This window comes from Magnetococcales bacterium, assembly GCA_015232395.1.
Taxonomy (GTDB): Bacteria; Pseudomonadota; Magnetococcia; order Magnetococcales; family JADFZT01; genus JADFZT01.
In genome coordinates, this window is record JADFZT010000009.1 from 74,405 (window position 1) to 90,088 (window position 15,684).

Sequence of the window (15,684 nt, forward strand, 5' to 3'; positions counted from 1 at the left end):
TTTAAACGCTATAATATGGACCGAAAAAATATAACAAAAGCCTGAAAATATTCTTATCCAGCGCATCCTGACTTACCTAAGGATACCCATCGTGGTGAAGAGATCGTCATCCACCAAAGTGCCTTTGCCAGTGGGGCTCATCGGCCTGTTTATCGTGCCCTTGGCCGGATTGATCCTGATGGTAGGTTTTTTGACTGTGGATCAATACCGCACCTATCAATCCACCCGCCAGATGGACTCCTATATCCGATTTTCAGTGTTGTTGGGGGGTTTGATCCATGAGGTCCAGAAGGAACGGGGACTTATGGTTGGCTTCATGGAGAGTGGCTATGCCGTCTTCACGGAGTCCCTTATCAATCAGCGGGAGGTGGTCCATCAGCGCATTACGGCTCTGGGTAATATGATCCAATCCATCGATTCCAGCGCCATGAACCAGCCAACTCGATCTAAACTGCAAACCCTTGCAGAAGGGTTGGTGGCGATCGACGGAATACGGGAATCGGTAGAGGCGGATCAACTGGATGCCATGGATGTGCTCGACCGCTATTCCAGGATCAACCGCACTGGGCTCAACTCCATCGCCATGATTCTTTCCCGCTCTCCACAAGCGGGTATCGCCCGGGAAAGCGGGGCCTATCTCAATCTATTGCATCTAAAGGAAGCTGCCGGGGTTGAGCGGGCGATATTGGCTGCGGTGTTTGCCAAAGACCACCTGACTCCAGAGCTTGAACGTCGATTTTTTCAGCTTCAGGGTGTGCGCAAAGCCCATCGGGCGCTTTTTTTCTCCCTGGCCTCTTCCCGGATGATCCAGTCGTTGGAGGCGCTCCAGTCGGAACCTGAAAGCCGGGCGGTGGAAAAATTTCGTACTCTCCTGCTGACCAACGCCGCTGGCCGTGGGTTTGGGGTCGATGCGAAAGCCTGGTTTAAGACAGCCACACACCGAATAGACGGTTTCCAATCCATTGAAGAACAGCTGGAGGCAGCGCTTCTGGTCCGGGTGGTGGAAGGGATCAAAAAGGCCCAAAAAACCTTCTGGCTTTATGGTTTGGGCACGTTGGTGCTTCTGGGGACGGTTTTCGTTCTGCTGCTGGCCATTCTCAACGCCGCCCGCTCCATCCATCTGGCTCGGGAAATCGAGGCGCGTCGGCGGGTTGAGGAGGAGTTGCAAAAGCTGGCCCGGGTGGTGGAGGAAAACACCTCCATGGTCGCCATCACCGATGTCGATGGCTGCATCGAATATGTCAACAATCGCTTTGTGGAGGTGACTGGATATGACAAGGAGGAAGTGTTCGGTCAAAATCTGAGGCTCCTCAAATCAGGCAAACAGCCCGATGGATTTTATAAAACAATGTGGCAGAGCTTGGCCCGGGGAGAGAGTTGGCAAGGGGAGTTTCTCAACCGGCGCAAGGATGGCACTCTTTTTTGGGCCGGTGCCACCATCTTTCCCATTCTTAGTAAGGATCACCGTCCCGTCCATTTTGTCACCACCTCCATTGATATCACCGAGCAGAAACAGGACCAGGAGCAATCCCGCTTTAACCAGGAGAGTCAGCTGGTTATCGCCAATATTCTGATCACTTCCTTTGAACCTATCTCCCTGGAAGAGCAGCTGAAACAGGCTTTGAAGCATATCCAGGCGGTCTCCTGGATGCCTCTGCAGCCCCGGGGGGCTATTTTTTTGCTGGATGAAAAGGGTGAAAAGTTGGTGATGGGGGCACAGTTGGGCCTGGGAGAGGATCACCTGGGTAGCTGTGCCCAGGTTCCGCTGGGAACCTGTCTCTGTGGCAAGGCCGCCGAAACAGGCACGCTCATTTTTGCTGGGGGTGATGATCCAAACCACGAGATCAACCATGGCGAGATGGCAGCCCACGGACACTATTGCGTTCCTTTCGGCTCCGGGGAACAAACCCTGGGGGTGCTCTACCTGCAGCTGGATGAAGGTCATGAACGCTCAGAGCTGAAAGACACTCTTTTACAGACCATCGGTCAGACCCTGACCAGCCTTATCCAGCGCAAGCAAGCCGAGACCGCCCTGAAACATTCCGAACAGCGTCTGAAACTCGCCCTGGAAGGGGGGCGACTGGGGATGTGGGATGTCAACCTGGATACCGGGGACCAGCATGTCAGCCCTCTGGAAGGGCAGATTTATGGCTTTCCCGAGAGCCAGGTTCCCCGCATCAGGGAGGATTGGGTCGAGCGTCTCCACCCGGATGATCGGGATACAATGTTGCAATATGGTCGCGATTATCGCAGTGGCAAACTCGAAAAATATGATGTCGATTATCGCATCACCACCACCGACGGAGAGCTTAAATGGGTCAACTCCAAAGGGGCGGCAGTGGCTTGGAGCAGCGAGGGCCTGGTTTCCCGGATGATCGGTATCGTCTCGGATATTACCGAACGCAAGGCGATGGAAGCGGATCTGATTCACGCCAAGGAAGCCGCAGAAGTGGCCAACCGGGCCAAGAGCGAATTTTTGGCCAACATGAGCCACGAAATTCGTACCCCCATGAACGGTGTCGTGGGGATGCTGCAACTACTGGAAACCACCCAGCTCTCCAACCGGCAAAAGCAGTATATCGACCAAGCCATGCGTTCGGCGGATCTCCAGCTGACCGTCATCAACGACATTCTCGATTTTTCCAAGATCGAAGCAGGGCGATTGGAGCTGGAACATCTGGAATTCGATCTGGGTGAGACCATCGACGATGTGGTGATGATCTTGGCGGGTATGGCCCATACCAAAGGGCTGGTGCTGACCAGTTATGTCTCGCCGGAGCTACCCAAGGGGTTGATGGGAGACGCCACCCGGTTGCGGCAGGTGCTACTCAATCTAATCGGCAATGCCATCAAATTTACCCACCAGGGGCGCATCGCTCTGGAGGTTGAGCGGGTGGCGAAAAAGGCTGAACAGGGGGGGGACAGCTCCGACAGCCCTTTGGTTGAGGTGACCTTTTCGGTGAAGGATACCGGCATCGGCATCTCCCCGGAAGAGTTGAACAAGCTTTTTCAGCCCTTCAGCCAGGCAGATGCTTCCACCACCCGCCAATTTGGCGGAACGGGATTGGGGCTGGTCATCGTCCGGCAGTTGGTAATGGCCATGGGCGGGGTGATCGGTGTCAGCAGTCAACCCGGCGTTGGGGCGACGTTCCAATTTGCCATCTCCTTTGAAGCCGGTCAGAAAACCTATGAATCTCCACCCAAAAAATTAAAAGGACTCAAAGCTCTGGTGGTGGCTGATGAGAGCCATCAAAAGAGCCTGAAAGCCTACCTCACCTCCTGGCAGCTGTCCTGTGACACCGCAGCCACTGGTGAGAGGGGGCAGGCATATCTGGCAGAGGCTCGGGAGAGAGAGGAGCCTTACCAGTTGATTCTATTGGATCATCATCTGCCGGATATGGAAGGTGTGGCGTTGGCCCGGGCCATTCAAAATGATCCGGGATGCCAGGGGAGCGGGATGGTGCTCCTGACAGCGGGGGAGTTGCCGGAGGAGGAGAGTCTCCGGCAGGCGGGCATTGATCTGACGCTGCTCATGCCAGTGGGGCAATCCCGTCTTTTGGATGGTGTGTTGACCGCTCTTTATCTTTCCGGCACGGCCAAATCCCAGGAGTCGCTCCAGAGGGTAACCCGTCGGCAGCAGTATGACGGGCAGGTGCTGTTGGTGGAAGATGCTTTGGTCAACCGGGAAGTGGCGCTGGGGATGCTGGTTCAATTTGGTCTTCGGGTGGATGTGGTGGATAATGGCAAGGAGGCGCTGAAGCGGCTGGCTGAATCATCCTATGACCTGGTGTTGATGGATGTGCAAATGCCGGTGATGGATGGTCTGGAAGCCGCTGTGAAGATTCGTGAGCTGGAGAGTCAGGGGGGGAGAGAGGCGGTTCCCATCGTCGCGATGACGGCACTGGCCATGTTGGATGACCGGAAGCAGTGTCTGGCAGCGGGTATGGATGATTATCTTGCCAAACCGGTCAAATGGAACGACCTGGAGGAAAAACTGGCGCGCTGGCTGTCACCGGTCGAACCTGTTGAAGAGGAGGAGGCGGTTTTGGAAGAGGGAGCCGCTTTTTCCGACCCCTCGGTGGAGAGTGAGTCGACTATCCCCGCACCTTCTTCTCCGGGGGCGATTGATCTGGCGGTATTGGAACGATTTCAACAGATGATTTCTCCAGATCCCAGCCGTTTTGTAAGCATTCTGTCCGATTATCTGGAGAGTGGCCGCGAAAACCTGCAAGCGATGGCTCACGGTTTGGCTGCGGGAGAGTTCCAACAAATCCAACGTGCTTCCCATAGCCTGAAATCCCAGAGTGCCTCGGTGGGGGCCAAGGCGCTTTCCGCTTACTGTCAGGAGATCGAACAGTTGAGCCGCGAGGAGTGTGAGGAAGGCCTGTCAGCGTTATTGGAGCAGGCGGAGAGCACTTTTCAGGAGGGCCGGGAGGTTTTGCAGAGCTGGATGGATCGGGTGCAGAATTGAAGATTTTACCCAACGGTTGAGCGGGTATGCTCTCTCCCTGAACCTTCCGGGACGTTCCTGGATATAGCAGTTCTATCTCAAAATTGAACACTCTTCCCTGACTCGTCATCCCCGCGAAGGCGGGGATCCAGGGGGCTGATGATTGCCCTCAAGGAAAAACCAAATCTTCAAGAAAGGCCGGTGTTTTGCTGAAAGTGATACAAGATTTTGGAAAGGTTCGCGCCAGCCCTCCTGGATTCCCGCATTCGCGGGAATGACAGAAAAAGTACAGCGGCATATGTCCAACTCTTGATTTGAATTACTTTATCACCCCCCCAAGTGATATTTGACCCGGGGTAGAAAGTCGTGGTGCACAATGGGCTTGGTGGCAAAATCCGCAGCACCGTTGCCAAAGGCCCGGTCCCGGGTTTCGGCCTTGTCGTCTCCAGTGATCAAAATGACGGGAATGTCCGAGGTGTCGGGATTTTTTCGGATGGCAGCCAATAGCCCGAAACCGTCCATCTCGGGCATGGAAATATCGGAGAGTATGAGGTGGGGCCGGTTTTGCGAGGCCATTTCCAGGGCTTGGGAACCACTTCGTGCTGCGATAATCTCCACATCCAGGGGGGTCAGGATGGCTGCCATGATTCTCTGGTCCATGGCCTGATCATCCACCACCATCACCCGGGGTCGCACCCAGGGCAGGCTCGCTTTGAAGGTGCTCCCTTGCCCGGGGTTGGAGGTGACCTCGATGCGTCCGCCATGGGCGATCATGATATCCTGGCTGAAAGGGAGCCCAAAGCCGGTCCCCGACTCCCCGGATGTCCCTGGGGTAGTGGTTTTTTCTTCCACTCTGAACAATTTGGGAATCACCTCCCCGTCCAGGCCGACCCCCTGATCCTCGACAGCTATGGTGGCTTTTTCTCCTGCTGGGAGATAAAGACGGATGGTGCCTCCCGGGTGGCTGAACTTGATGGCGTTGGTCAGCAGGTTTTGGATCACCTCGCCAAAGAGGAGCGGGTCGCCATGGAGGCGGGTTCCTTCCGGAATTTCCAGGGCCAGGGTGATGTTTTTCCGGGCGTAGAGATATTCCAGCCGGGCGGCGGTCTCTGCCACCACATAATGGCCGTCGAAGAAGACCTTTTTGAGGGTGATTTTACCGGATTTGAGGCGGCTGATGTTGAGCACCTCTTCGATCAGGTGGATGAGATTGTGGCCGCTGCTTAAAACATCCTCTATGAGGGCCACATGATTTTCGTGGGGCGGATTTTTTCGGTCTGCCGTGATCAACTCCAGCAACCCCACCATGGAGCTTAAGGGAGAGCGCAGGTCGTGGGCCACCAGGGAGAGAAACTTATCCTTGAGTTGGGTGGCCTCTTCGGCTTTTTGTTTGGCTCTTCTGAGATTGATCTCGCTTTTTTTGGCTTCATCGATGTCGATGTGTACCCCGGTCATGCGCAAGGGTGCACCGGATTCATCCCATTCAGTCACCAGACCGTAGGCAAGGATCCATTTCCAGCTGCCCTGCTTGGTTTTTAAACGAAAGGCTACCTGGTAGCGGCTGGATTCTTTGGCAATGTGCGCTTCCAACGCTTTGGAAACCTGTGGCCAATCTTCGGGGTGGAGTAATTTTTTCCAGGTGGTGCCAGAGGGTTCGATCTCCCCGGGAAGATAGCCCAGCTGTCCCAGCCATTGGCTGTTGAAAAAGGCTTTGTCTGTTGCGGGGTACCAGTCCCAAAGCCCCAGATTGGCCGCATCCAGGGCGATCTGGAGCCGTTCTTCGCTATCCCTGAAAGCCTGATCCTGAACAATGCGTTCGGTAATATCCTGAAGCGCCCCGGCCATGCGGATGGGTTCTCCGGTATCTGACCATTGGGTGACCCGGCCTTGGGAGTGAACATGACGGATTTCACCGTTGGGGCGGACAATGCGATATTCCACCAGGCATTCGGCCCCGGGCTTCAGGGAGGCTTCAACCGTTTGGATGACGTATTCCCGGTCTTGTGGATGAATATATTCCAGGGCCTGGGAAAAACTGGTTTTAGGTTGGGGGGGGCGACCGAGTATGTGAAAAATTTCCTCCGACCACCAAGCCGTATCACTGGGAAAGTGGCGCTCCCAGTTGCCCAGATGGACCAGGCGTTGGGCATCCTTGAGCCGATTGGTGGTTTGTTGCAACTCGGCGGTGCGTTCCTCTACCAGCTTTTCCAGGTTGGCTTGATAGGCGGCGAGTTCGATTTTGCTCTGCTTGGCGGAATCGAGGAGTTTCCCCAGGCGATCCTGGCCTTCACGCAGTTGTCTTTCCTGTTGATGGTGGCGTTTGTCGTGGTGCCAAAAGAGCACGCCGACAAAGAGTGCCAGGAGTAGAATCATAATCTCCAGGAGAGCGGCTACCCAATGATAGTGGAGCGCCTGGGTGTCGATCTCCCGGATGATTTGTTTTTCCGCTTGGCTTGCGGCCTCAATCGCATGAAAAAAGAGGGCATCGAAGGCCTGATCAGCGCTGGTACCGGCTGTTTCGATGTGTGCCAGGCGTTTATCTGCCGCCTTTTCCAAACGCTCCATCTGCTGTAACGCCAGGGTGATCGCCTGCCTGGCGCTTGGAGACTTCAAAGGCAGAATGGTTACTTCCGGGTTGCTCCCTCCCTCCAGCATGGCATGGGCATACCAGCGGGCCTCTGCCAAGTGTTGCCATACATCCTGGCGGGTGATGGTCTCATCCTGCTGCACCAACTCTTCAAACCACAGATGGAAGGTGGCCAGGTGATATTTAAGATCCGTACCGGCATGGGCAAGGGGAGTTTGCTTCTCCTGCATCTGGGCCCCCACCCACCAGAGCATGGTGAGGGCGGTCAGAACCACCAGGGTAAACGCGATCACGCCCCCCTGAATAAAGCGGGCAGAGGCGGGGTATGAAAGCTTTTGTTCCTGTTGGTTGTTTTGATTCAATGCGGATACTGCCTTTTCAGATTTTTTTTCCGATCAAACCGATGCCATGGAGCCCACCAGGGCTTGGTTGCGCCCGGCTTTTTTAGCAGCATACAAATTTTTGTCGGTCGCTTCCTGCCATTGGCCTGGGGTAATTTCCCGATGGGGGATCAGCACCATCCCACCCAGGCTGATGGTGACATATGGACCGATGGCGCTTTTTTCGTGGGGGATGGCCAACCCTTCCACAGCCTGGCGCATTATTTCAGCAGTGCTCAAAGCGCCATTTTCATCGGTTTGGGGCAGGATGGCCACGAACTCTTCTCCCCCATAGCGGGCAAAAAAGTCAGAGGAGCGCCGCATGGCGCCTTTGAGGGTAAGAGCCACCTGCTTTAAACACTCATCCCCCGCTCCATGACCGTAAAAGTCGTTGAATCCTTTAAAATAATCGATATCCAGCAGCAGGAGGCCGATGGAGGAGCGATTGCGCAGAGCCCGCCGCCACTCCAGCTCCAGGCGTTCATCAAAGCTGCGGCGATTATCCACCCCCGTCAAACCATCCAGGGTGGAGAGGCGCTCCAGGGTATCCCGAACCCGTTTAAGCTCCAGATGATTGCGCACTCTCGCTTTGACAATGGCCGGGCTGCAGGGTTTGGTCAGATAATCAATCGCTCCCAGTTCAAGCCCCCGGGTTTCGTCATCCTCATGATCCAGGGCGGTGACGAAGACCACCGGAATGTTCTGAATGCCCGGGGTGGCTTTCAAGCGGCGGCAGGTTTCATAGCCATCAAGACCGGGCATGGTGATATCCAGCAGAATCAAATCCGGCTTTTCCTCTGCCGCCACAGCCAGCGCCTTGGCCCCATCCGTCGCCACCAGGATTTCATAATCATCCCGCAGGATGCCCCCCAAAAAACGGATGTTGGCAGGCGCATCATCCACGATCAATATCTGCATTCTGTCAGTATCGTTCTTCAAAACGGATCCCCCTCCGAATCGAACTCTTTTCGACAGCTTGTTGACGATTTTTCCGTCTGCTCTCCCTCTTCGGTCATGAGAGGGCTTCCCCCTCCAGATCGATGGCCAGCGTTTCGGCCAGTACTAATAATGCCTCTTCAGCCCCCTGATAATCAAACTGATCCAGTTTTTCTTTAAGAGTGACGATCTCTCTTTCGAATAATCCAGCTCCCAATGCCGCCTCCAGCCGAGTCAAACTCTGATCCGCATCCAGGTGAGCGCTACGGATATCAGCAGCCAATGCCTGTAAAAGTGGCCCCAATACTTCCCGATCCACTTTGGCTTGGGCTGGCCCCTGGGTGGATGCCTGTTCAGGGGTCTGGGGGGATACTTGAGCGGGTTGATGTGAGGCTTTGTGGAGGGCTTGCAGTTGATCGATGGCTGGCAGAAGAGTGGCGAAAGCTGTTTCAAACCGGGCCAGCTTATCCGCCTGCTCCGAAGGAGAGATGCCTGCTTGCAGGGAGGCTTCCAGTTCCCTGGCGGCCTGGTGCAACTCATGGGCTGCGATGTTGCCGGAGACGCCTTTGATGGTGTGGGCGATCCGGTTGAGTTCAGGCAGGTTGTGTGGCGCATGAAGTCCCGCACGCATCTCCTTTGGGGCCTGGCCATAATCCCGCTGGAAATCGCTCAAGAGCTGTAGATAGAGGGGGACGTTACCCGAAAGCCGTTTGATCGCCACCCCACAGTCGAGCCCGGGCAAGGCTTCGGGGAGGGGAGGTGTGTGGGGGGCGGGATGGGCAGCGGGTTCGGTGGCGGGATCGATTGTTGGTCGAGAATCGTCCAGCATCTTGATTTCAGGCTGGATTTTAGAAGGAGCCGTGGCTGGGAGGGGAGCCGAATCCCTGGAGGGGGCATCGCCCTTGGGTATCCAGCGCGTCAGAATTTTTTGCAGGTAAGCCACATCGATGGGCTTGGTGACAAAATCATTCATACCGGCAGCCAGGCACTTTTCCCGGTTGCCCTGCATGGCGTGGGCGGTCATGGCGATGACGGGTAGATTTTTAAAACGGGGGATTTCCCGCAGATGCCGGGTGGTCTCATAGCCGTCCATTTCCGGCATTTGAATATCCATTAAAATGCCGTGGAAGGCTTCGTCTCCCAACACTTCCAGGGCTTTTTTGCCGGTATCGGCGATGCGTACCGTCAGCCCCATGTTTTCGAGGATTTCCCGGGCCACTTGCTGGTTGATGGGGTTATCTTCCACCAGCAAAACCGGAGCCCCTCTGAAATCCACGATCTCTTCCGGATCCATCCGGGGATCCAGCTTGGCCAGGGCCGGGCCGTGGCCGAAAAGGTCCAGGATGGTGTCGAACAGTACCGATGGATTGACCGGCTTCACCAGACAGGCATCCACCCAGGATTGTCGGGCCTGGCGCATCCACTCTTCCCGGCCAAAGGCGGTCATCATGATGATGCGGGGAGGGGTCGTGGCAGCGGTTCCGGTTTCGGTCCGGCACGACACCCGAATGCGTCGAGCCGCTTCGAAGCCATCCATGCCGGGCATGCGCCAATCCATAAGCACCAGACCATAGGGGGTGCTGGTGGCCATGGATTGCCGCCAAGCATCCAGGGCCTCCTCTCCGGACTCCACACAGGTTACCTTGAACTCAAAAGAGGTGAGCATCTCCTTGAGAATTTCCCGGGAGGTGTCGTTATCATCCACCACCAGGGTGCGAATGGGGCCCAGGTGGGCTTTGGCGCGTTGGCGGCTCTGGATGCGGTCCTGACTATGGGCATGATTGTAAAGAGCGGTAAAAGAGAAGGTGGAGCCTTCACCCGGACGGCTTTCCACCCGGATCTCCCCCCCCATCATGGCGACCAGCCGTTTGCAGATGGCGAGCCCCAACCCCGTGCCGCCATAGTTGCGGGAGGTGGAGTCATCCGCCTGGGAAAAGGAGTCAAAAAGCTGGTCGATTTTTTCCGGGTCGATGCCGATGCCGGTATCCCGTACCGAAAAGCCCACCCGCACCCAGTTGTGTCCCTGGCTGTGGCGTACCACCCGTACTTCGATCTCCCCCTCTTTGGTAAATTTGACCGCATTGCCTGCCAGGTTGAGCAGCACCTGCCCCAGGCGCAGGGGGTCTCCCATCAGTTGTCGGGGCAGCGCCGGGGAGGTGGAAAATATCAGCTCGACTTGGCTTTGCTCCGCCATACGGCCATCGAGCAGATTGCGCAGGTTGTCCATCACCTCCAGAAGGTCAAACTCCACGGATTCAAGATCCATCTTGCCTTCCTCGATTTTGGAAAAATCGAGAATGTCGTTGATGATCCCCAGCAGGGAGTGGGAAGCGGTGCGGATTTTGCCGAGATAGTCCGACAGTTTCGGCGACATGTCGTTTTTCAGCGCCAGATCCGTCAGGCCGATGATGGCATTCATCGGGGTGCGGATTTCATGGCTCATGTTGGCCAGAAAGGCACTTTTGGCCTGGTTGGCCTCTTCGGCGGACTCTTTGGCTTGGGAGAGGGCCTGGGTGCGCTCCCGGACTTTTTCTTCCAAAGCCAGCAGGGAGGCCTCATAAGCGGCCCGGGAGTGTTCCCGTTCCGATACGGTTGCCGCCAGCATATAGCCCACCACGGTCATGGCGCTCAAAAAGGCGTATAGATCGAGAATGGTGGCGTTGAGGCTTTCCCGGACAAAGGGCCCCTGACCGTTGGTGCTTCCCCAGAGGGCGATGAGGGTGATCAGCCCGGCTGCGAGCCCCGCCCCTTGTTGCTTGAAGTGACCCCCGGCCCAAATCACCAAGGGAAAACCGAGATAGGCCAGAGGTGGCGCCAGATCTCCCACCAGATAGCCCCCATAGATCCCCAGGGTGACTGGAATCAGGCAGCCGATGAGGAGGAGCATCTCGGTGATTTTTTTCCAATCCAGCTGCTCCCGCTGCCACTGGCCCGCTGTCAGCAGAAGAGGGGTGATGACCAAAACGCTCATGGCATCCCCCACCCACCATAAAAACCAGGTGGGCATGATATCCTCCCAAGCCACCTTGCCGGTCAAGCCCAATCCCCAGATGCCACACAGGGCGTTTACCGCTGGTGCCACCCCCACAGCGATCACCGTAAATTGAATCACCCCGGTGATGCGGTCCATGCGGGTGGTAAAGCTGGCCAGGCGACGCAAAAGATACCAGGCGGTGAGGGCTTGCAGGGATTGACCCAGGGTGATGAAGAGTATGGCGGGAAGGGGGAGGTGGCGGGTGGCTGTCAGCAGCAGCGCCCCCAAAGCCACGCCCAAAGCCATGCGAGGGCCGTGGAGCAGCACCGCTGCGGTGGCGATGGCGGTAGGGGGCCAGCCCAGGATAAAGCTCTCTTTGGCAAACGGCACCAGCAGCCAGGCTTGCCCTGCCAGCAGATACGCCGCTGCCCAAGGGAGCAGGTGGCGTAGCCACTCCCGGTTGGCGGAGGCGTTTCGTTCAGTTTGTGCCTCTGTTTCAGTCATCTCCTCCCCCCCTTGTCGTACGACTCCCCCTTTGGGATGCAGCTCCTCTTTTAATTGTGCTTTTCCGTGCGTTGACACCCTTGCCCGTCAGCTTGTCTCAAGCCTGTGGAGATCTGTTTTGTTCAGCATGGGCGAACTGTTTAATTTGATAGGCTCGCTTTTTTATGAAGGATGCCCGCTTTTTTATGAAGGATAGCGTTGAGCCGAACCAGGGAGGAGGGTGTGCTTGGAGGCTGGCATCCGGGATATTCATCTTCCCTTCAAGGCAGCCAATTCCGCTTCCAATCTCTGAATGCGATCCAACAACATCGCTTCCCGCTCTTGCCGTTGTTTGGCCTGGTTGAGGTGAACCAGCACGCGGGAGTTCAGCAGGTTGGGATTGATGGGTTTCAGGATAAAATCCACCGCCCCCAGCATCAGCCCCTTGGCCTCATCCAGGACGCCATCCTGGCCCGTTAAAAAAATAACGGGAATGGTGGCGGTCTCCGGGTTGGACTTGAGCCGGCGGCACACTTCATGGCCGTCCATCTCAGGCATCATGACATCCAGGAGGATGAGATCCGGCTTTTTCTTTTCGACGATTTTAAGGGCCATTTTGCCGTTGATTGCCGCTTGAACCATATAATTTTTGCCTAGCACATTTTTGACCACATCGATGTGGCTCGGCGTATCATCTACAGTGAGAATTGTCTGTCTGGGCCCTTCCTGGCTCATGGTTATCTCCTGATGGAAAAACGGCAGATTCATCACTCTCAATTTGGGAAATCAGTCCATACTTTAACACAGGCTTTCTTGCTTCCCAGGTAAGATTATTGATGATTCCCAATCGTTATTCCAGATCTGTTTCGAAATAGTCGGTGGATTGGGTGGCAGATGATTCCATGGAGGTTTGGCTGTAAACAGGGTGGTGGCAGGCAATTATCGATGATGGCAACAGGCTTGCGATGCTGGAAACAGGCTTGGTTTTACGCCTGGTGAGGGGATCTCGCTTGATTGTGGTATCCATGATAAGATATCTGTTTGAAGTGTTTTGGAGCAATTATGATCCTGTTTGAGACCGATTTGTTCTGTTTTTGAGGGTGATTGCGATGGAATTTATCGGTTTCGAGCCAAAACAGTCTGACATTTGCTGCTGGTTTGAATCTGAATTGGACGATCCGTGGGGGGGCTCATGTCTTGGAAAATCGAACTCATTACTTTAAGCGATGACTCCCGAAAGGTGTTAAATTTTGACCATTCCCAAGTTCGTTTCGGGCGGGTGGAGAGTGTCCGCAACGGGGGCTTGGTTCTTAAAAACGATATCGTTTTGGACGCCTTGGCGATTTCCCGGTTTCATGGGCTCTTTACAGCCAGTGGCGCCACCTGCCTCCTGGAGGATCTGGAAAGCACCAACGGTACCTTCCTGTGGTCCGAAAAGGGGTGGAGTCGCATCTCGGGCAAAGTGCAGTTTCGTCTGCCAGCCGTCATTCGCCTGGCCAACGCCTATCGTCTGAATATGGATTGGCAGGTGGACCCCAATGAGTCAGCTGCCAGGGAGGAGGATACCACCGGGGTTACGGTGCTCCACAGCCTGGAGGGGGTGCGGCGGGATGAAGCGATTTTGGTGCTGGACCAGTGCGGCTCCTCGGAGATCGCCAACATGTCCGACCAGATGGCCTACAACCTCAAACTCCGTTTAAGCCAAATCGCCGACAAGCTGGTCCCTCCCTTCCACCCCACATTTGCCAAATCCACCGGTGATGGCTTTCTCTATACCTTTGCCACCGCTGTGGATGCCCTCAATGCCGCTGCCAAGTTGGCCCGGGCCATCGAAAAACGCAACGCCAGAAGCAACAACCCCCCCATCCATTTTCGCATTGCTCTGCACTACGGCAAGGTCTACGCCATTCCCACCGCCGGAGCGGATGTGCATGGTAACGACATCAACATCGCCTTTCGCATCGAGGGGGTGAAGGAAAACGCCCTGGATCGGATTCCGGACTATTTTCCCAAGGAAGACCGAATCCTAAGCTCCGAAGATTTTTGCCGGCGCTGGTTGGAAACCGCTCCCGATGCCATGGGACTCTCCTACACTTATTGTGGGGCCGCCACTCTCAAGGGGATTTCTGAACCCGTGGGTATTTTTCATATTCGAGATGCCGGGGAAGAGGTGGCTGTCTGAGCAGGGGGTGGGTCTGTTCCGTTCCTCCCGGCTTTCGGTGAGCCTGCGGACTGTCTGGAAATATTTATTTGGGTCATCAACCATTTCGGCATTTTGTTAATCCATTCATTAGGTAAAATCTACCCGGGTATGCACCTCATCTTCCTCCATGCTCATGAAAGTAGTGGCAGCCAGTGGCAGCCATTTGGGGGCTACAGACACTGCCAGGGATATTTCAATCATGACGGGGAGAGGCCAATGCCTGAGCAGGAAAGCCTGAACAGACCCTCCTGGCTGCCGGGATTTTTAAACAGGTTGGCCGATCCCGCTATCGATACCGTGTTGCTGTGCGGCTGTGGTGGCGGGTTTGATTTTGTCCACGGTATGATCCTCTATCCGGAGCTTCAGCGTCTGGGTAAAAAGGTGATCATAGGCAGCTACTCCTTTGGCCGGCCCGAGGAGATCGGCGAGCCTGCCGAAACCGTTTTTTCCCAGTCGGGAGCCGTGGTCAAACAGGTCACGGGAAAGAGTCAACCCAAACCTTCCTATGGTCCCGAGGTACATCTTTGTCGTTTTCTCGATAGCCGGTTTCCCCAAGAGGCCCCCCACTTTATTTACGCTTACTATGCCCGGGTTTTTACGGTTCCCCTCCTGAGCCGATTTTATCGGCAGCTGGTGGAGGCGCATCGGATCGATGCCATTGTGTTGGTCGATGGCGGTTCTGATTCATTGATGGCAGGGGATGAGGAGGGGCTGGGGGATCCCATTGAGGATGCGGTTTCGGTCGCTGCCGTGGCAGGGCTCGAACCATTGAAGGAAAAACTCCTGATCACCATCGGCTTTGGTGCAGACCGTTTCAACCAGGTTTCGGATGCGGCTTCGTTGCGGGCGGTGGCGGAGTTGACCCGCTTGGGGGGCTATCTCGGGGCTTTGGGATTGGATCCAGAGAGTGCGGGCTTCCAGTTTTACCGCTCGGCTTTGGATTATATCCAAGCGGGTCAAGGACCGGGAGGATTCCGTTCAGTGATTGCAGGGGCCATCCTTGCCGCTGGGGAAGGGGCGTTTGGTAGTGGGCAAGTGCCAGCGCGCTTGCAGCCTCGGGTGGGGCCTGGAGAGATGTTTTTGTGGCCGTTGATGGCCATGTTGTGGGGATTTGATGTCGATCGTGTAGCCGAGCGTTCTCTTATCTGTGACTGGATCAAGGGGTGTGCCACCATTCCGGAGTGTCAGGCGGCTCTCTGGGAGGGGAGGAGTCGTCTGGGCAAAGGGATTCGAGGGGTGGAAAATCTACCCCGGCATGAGGAGATGCGCTATGAGGGGTGATGGGATTCAATTCAGGTTGAAGGGGAAGATTTGGGATGCCCTACCGATTGTTCCAGCAAACTCAAATTTACACAGCCAGTGACTGCCTGGACAGCGGCTGACCTCTTCGCCATTCATTGGACACTTTGGCAGCAGCACCATAAAGCCGAATTTTCAGCAGAGTCCTTGGGGGAACACGTCTACCGGCTGTGTAGGACTTCCATGTCCCAACCAGCGGTGTGTGTGATACCAATTCCGGTTCAACAGGTGAGTCAAACAAAAAAACGTTTAGCCACAGAGGGCACGGAGAACACAGAGAAAACCAAAATCGAGCGTAACTATTCAGCTTCGTTAGACTGCATGAAGGAGGGCCGCTGACCTTCAAACAGCAATTGCAGGGCTTCGGAAGCG

General features: G+C 55.6%; 8 protein-coding genes. 3 read left to right on the forward strand and 5 right to left on the reverse strand.

Annotation, left to right across the window (positions count from 1 at the left end; all coding sequences use genetic code 11):
* Positions 1–91 precede the first annotated feature (91 nt).
* A complete protein-coding gene (locus HQL52_04675; protein MBF0368734.1) occupies positions 92–4,471 on the forward strand; it encodes a nitrate- and nitrite sensing domain-containing protein in 4,380 nt (1,459 codons plus the stop codon).
* Between the two features lie 306 nt (positions 4,472–4,777).
* Here the strand turns inward: HQL52_04675 and HQL52_04680 are convergent, their stop codons facing one another.
* From HQL52_04680 to HQL52_04700, 5 genes are all read right to left on the reverse strand, one after another.
* On the reverse strand, positions 4,778–7,399 hold the full coding sequence (locus HQL52_04680) for a PAS domain-containing protein (protein ID MBF0368735.1): 2,622 nt from the start codon (positions 7,397–7,399) through the stop codon (positions 4,778–4,780).
* Positions 7,400–7,432: 33 nt separating this feature from the next.
* The gene (locus HQL52_04685; protein MBF0368736.1) at positions 7,433–8,335 is read right to left on the reverse strand and encodes a diguanylate cyclase; all 903 of its coding nucleotides are present in this window, start codon (positions 8,333–8,335) and stop codon (positions 7,433–7,435) included.
* A 94-nt stretch (positions 8,336–8,429) separates the two neighbouring features.
* The gene (locus HQL52_04690; GenBank protein MBF0368737.1) at positions 8,430–11,831 is read right to left on the reverse strand and encodes a response regulator; all 3,402 of its coding nucleotides are present in this window, start codon (positions 11,829–11,831) and stop codon (positions 8,430–8,432) included.
* 249 nt (positions 11,832–12,080) lie between these two features.
* Positions 12,081–12,545, reverse strand: a complete 465-nt coding sequence (locus HQL52_04695; protein MBF0368738.1) for a response regulator — start codon at positions 12,543–12,545, stop codon at positions 12,081–12,083.
* Between the two features lie 115 nt (positions 12,546–12,660).
* Positions 12,661–12,837 carry a hypothetical protein gene (locus HQL52_04700; protein MBF0368739.1) on the reverse strand — a complete coding sequence of 59 codons (177 nt, stop codon included), beginning with the start codon at positions 12,835–12,837 and terminating at the stop codon, positions 12,661–12,663.
* 165 nt (positions 12,838–13,002) lie between these two features.
* Here HQL52_04700 and HQL52_04705 point away from each other — a divergent pair, with 165 nt between their 5' ends.
* Entirely contained in the window at positions 13,003–13,992 is a 990-nt protein-coding gene (locus tag HQL52_04705) for an FHA domain-containing protein (GenBank protein ID MBF0368740.1), read from the forward strand.
* Between the two features lie 237 nt (positions 13,993–14,229).
* Positions 14,230–15,294 carry a DUF1152 domain-containing protein gene (locus tag HQL52_04710; protein ID MBF0368741.1) on the forward strand — a complete coding sequence of 355 codons (1,065 nt, stop codon included), beginning with the start codon at positions 14,230–14,232 and terminating at the stop codon, positions 15,292–15,294.
* Positions 15,295–15,684: the final 390 nt, after the last annotated feature.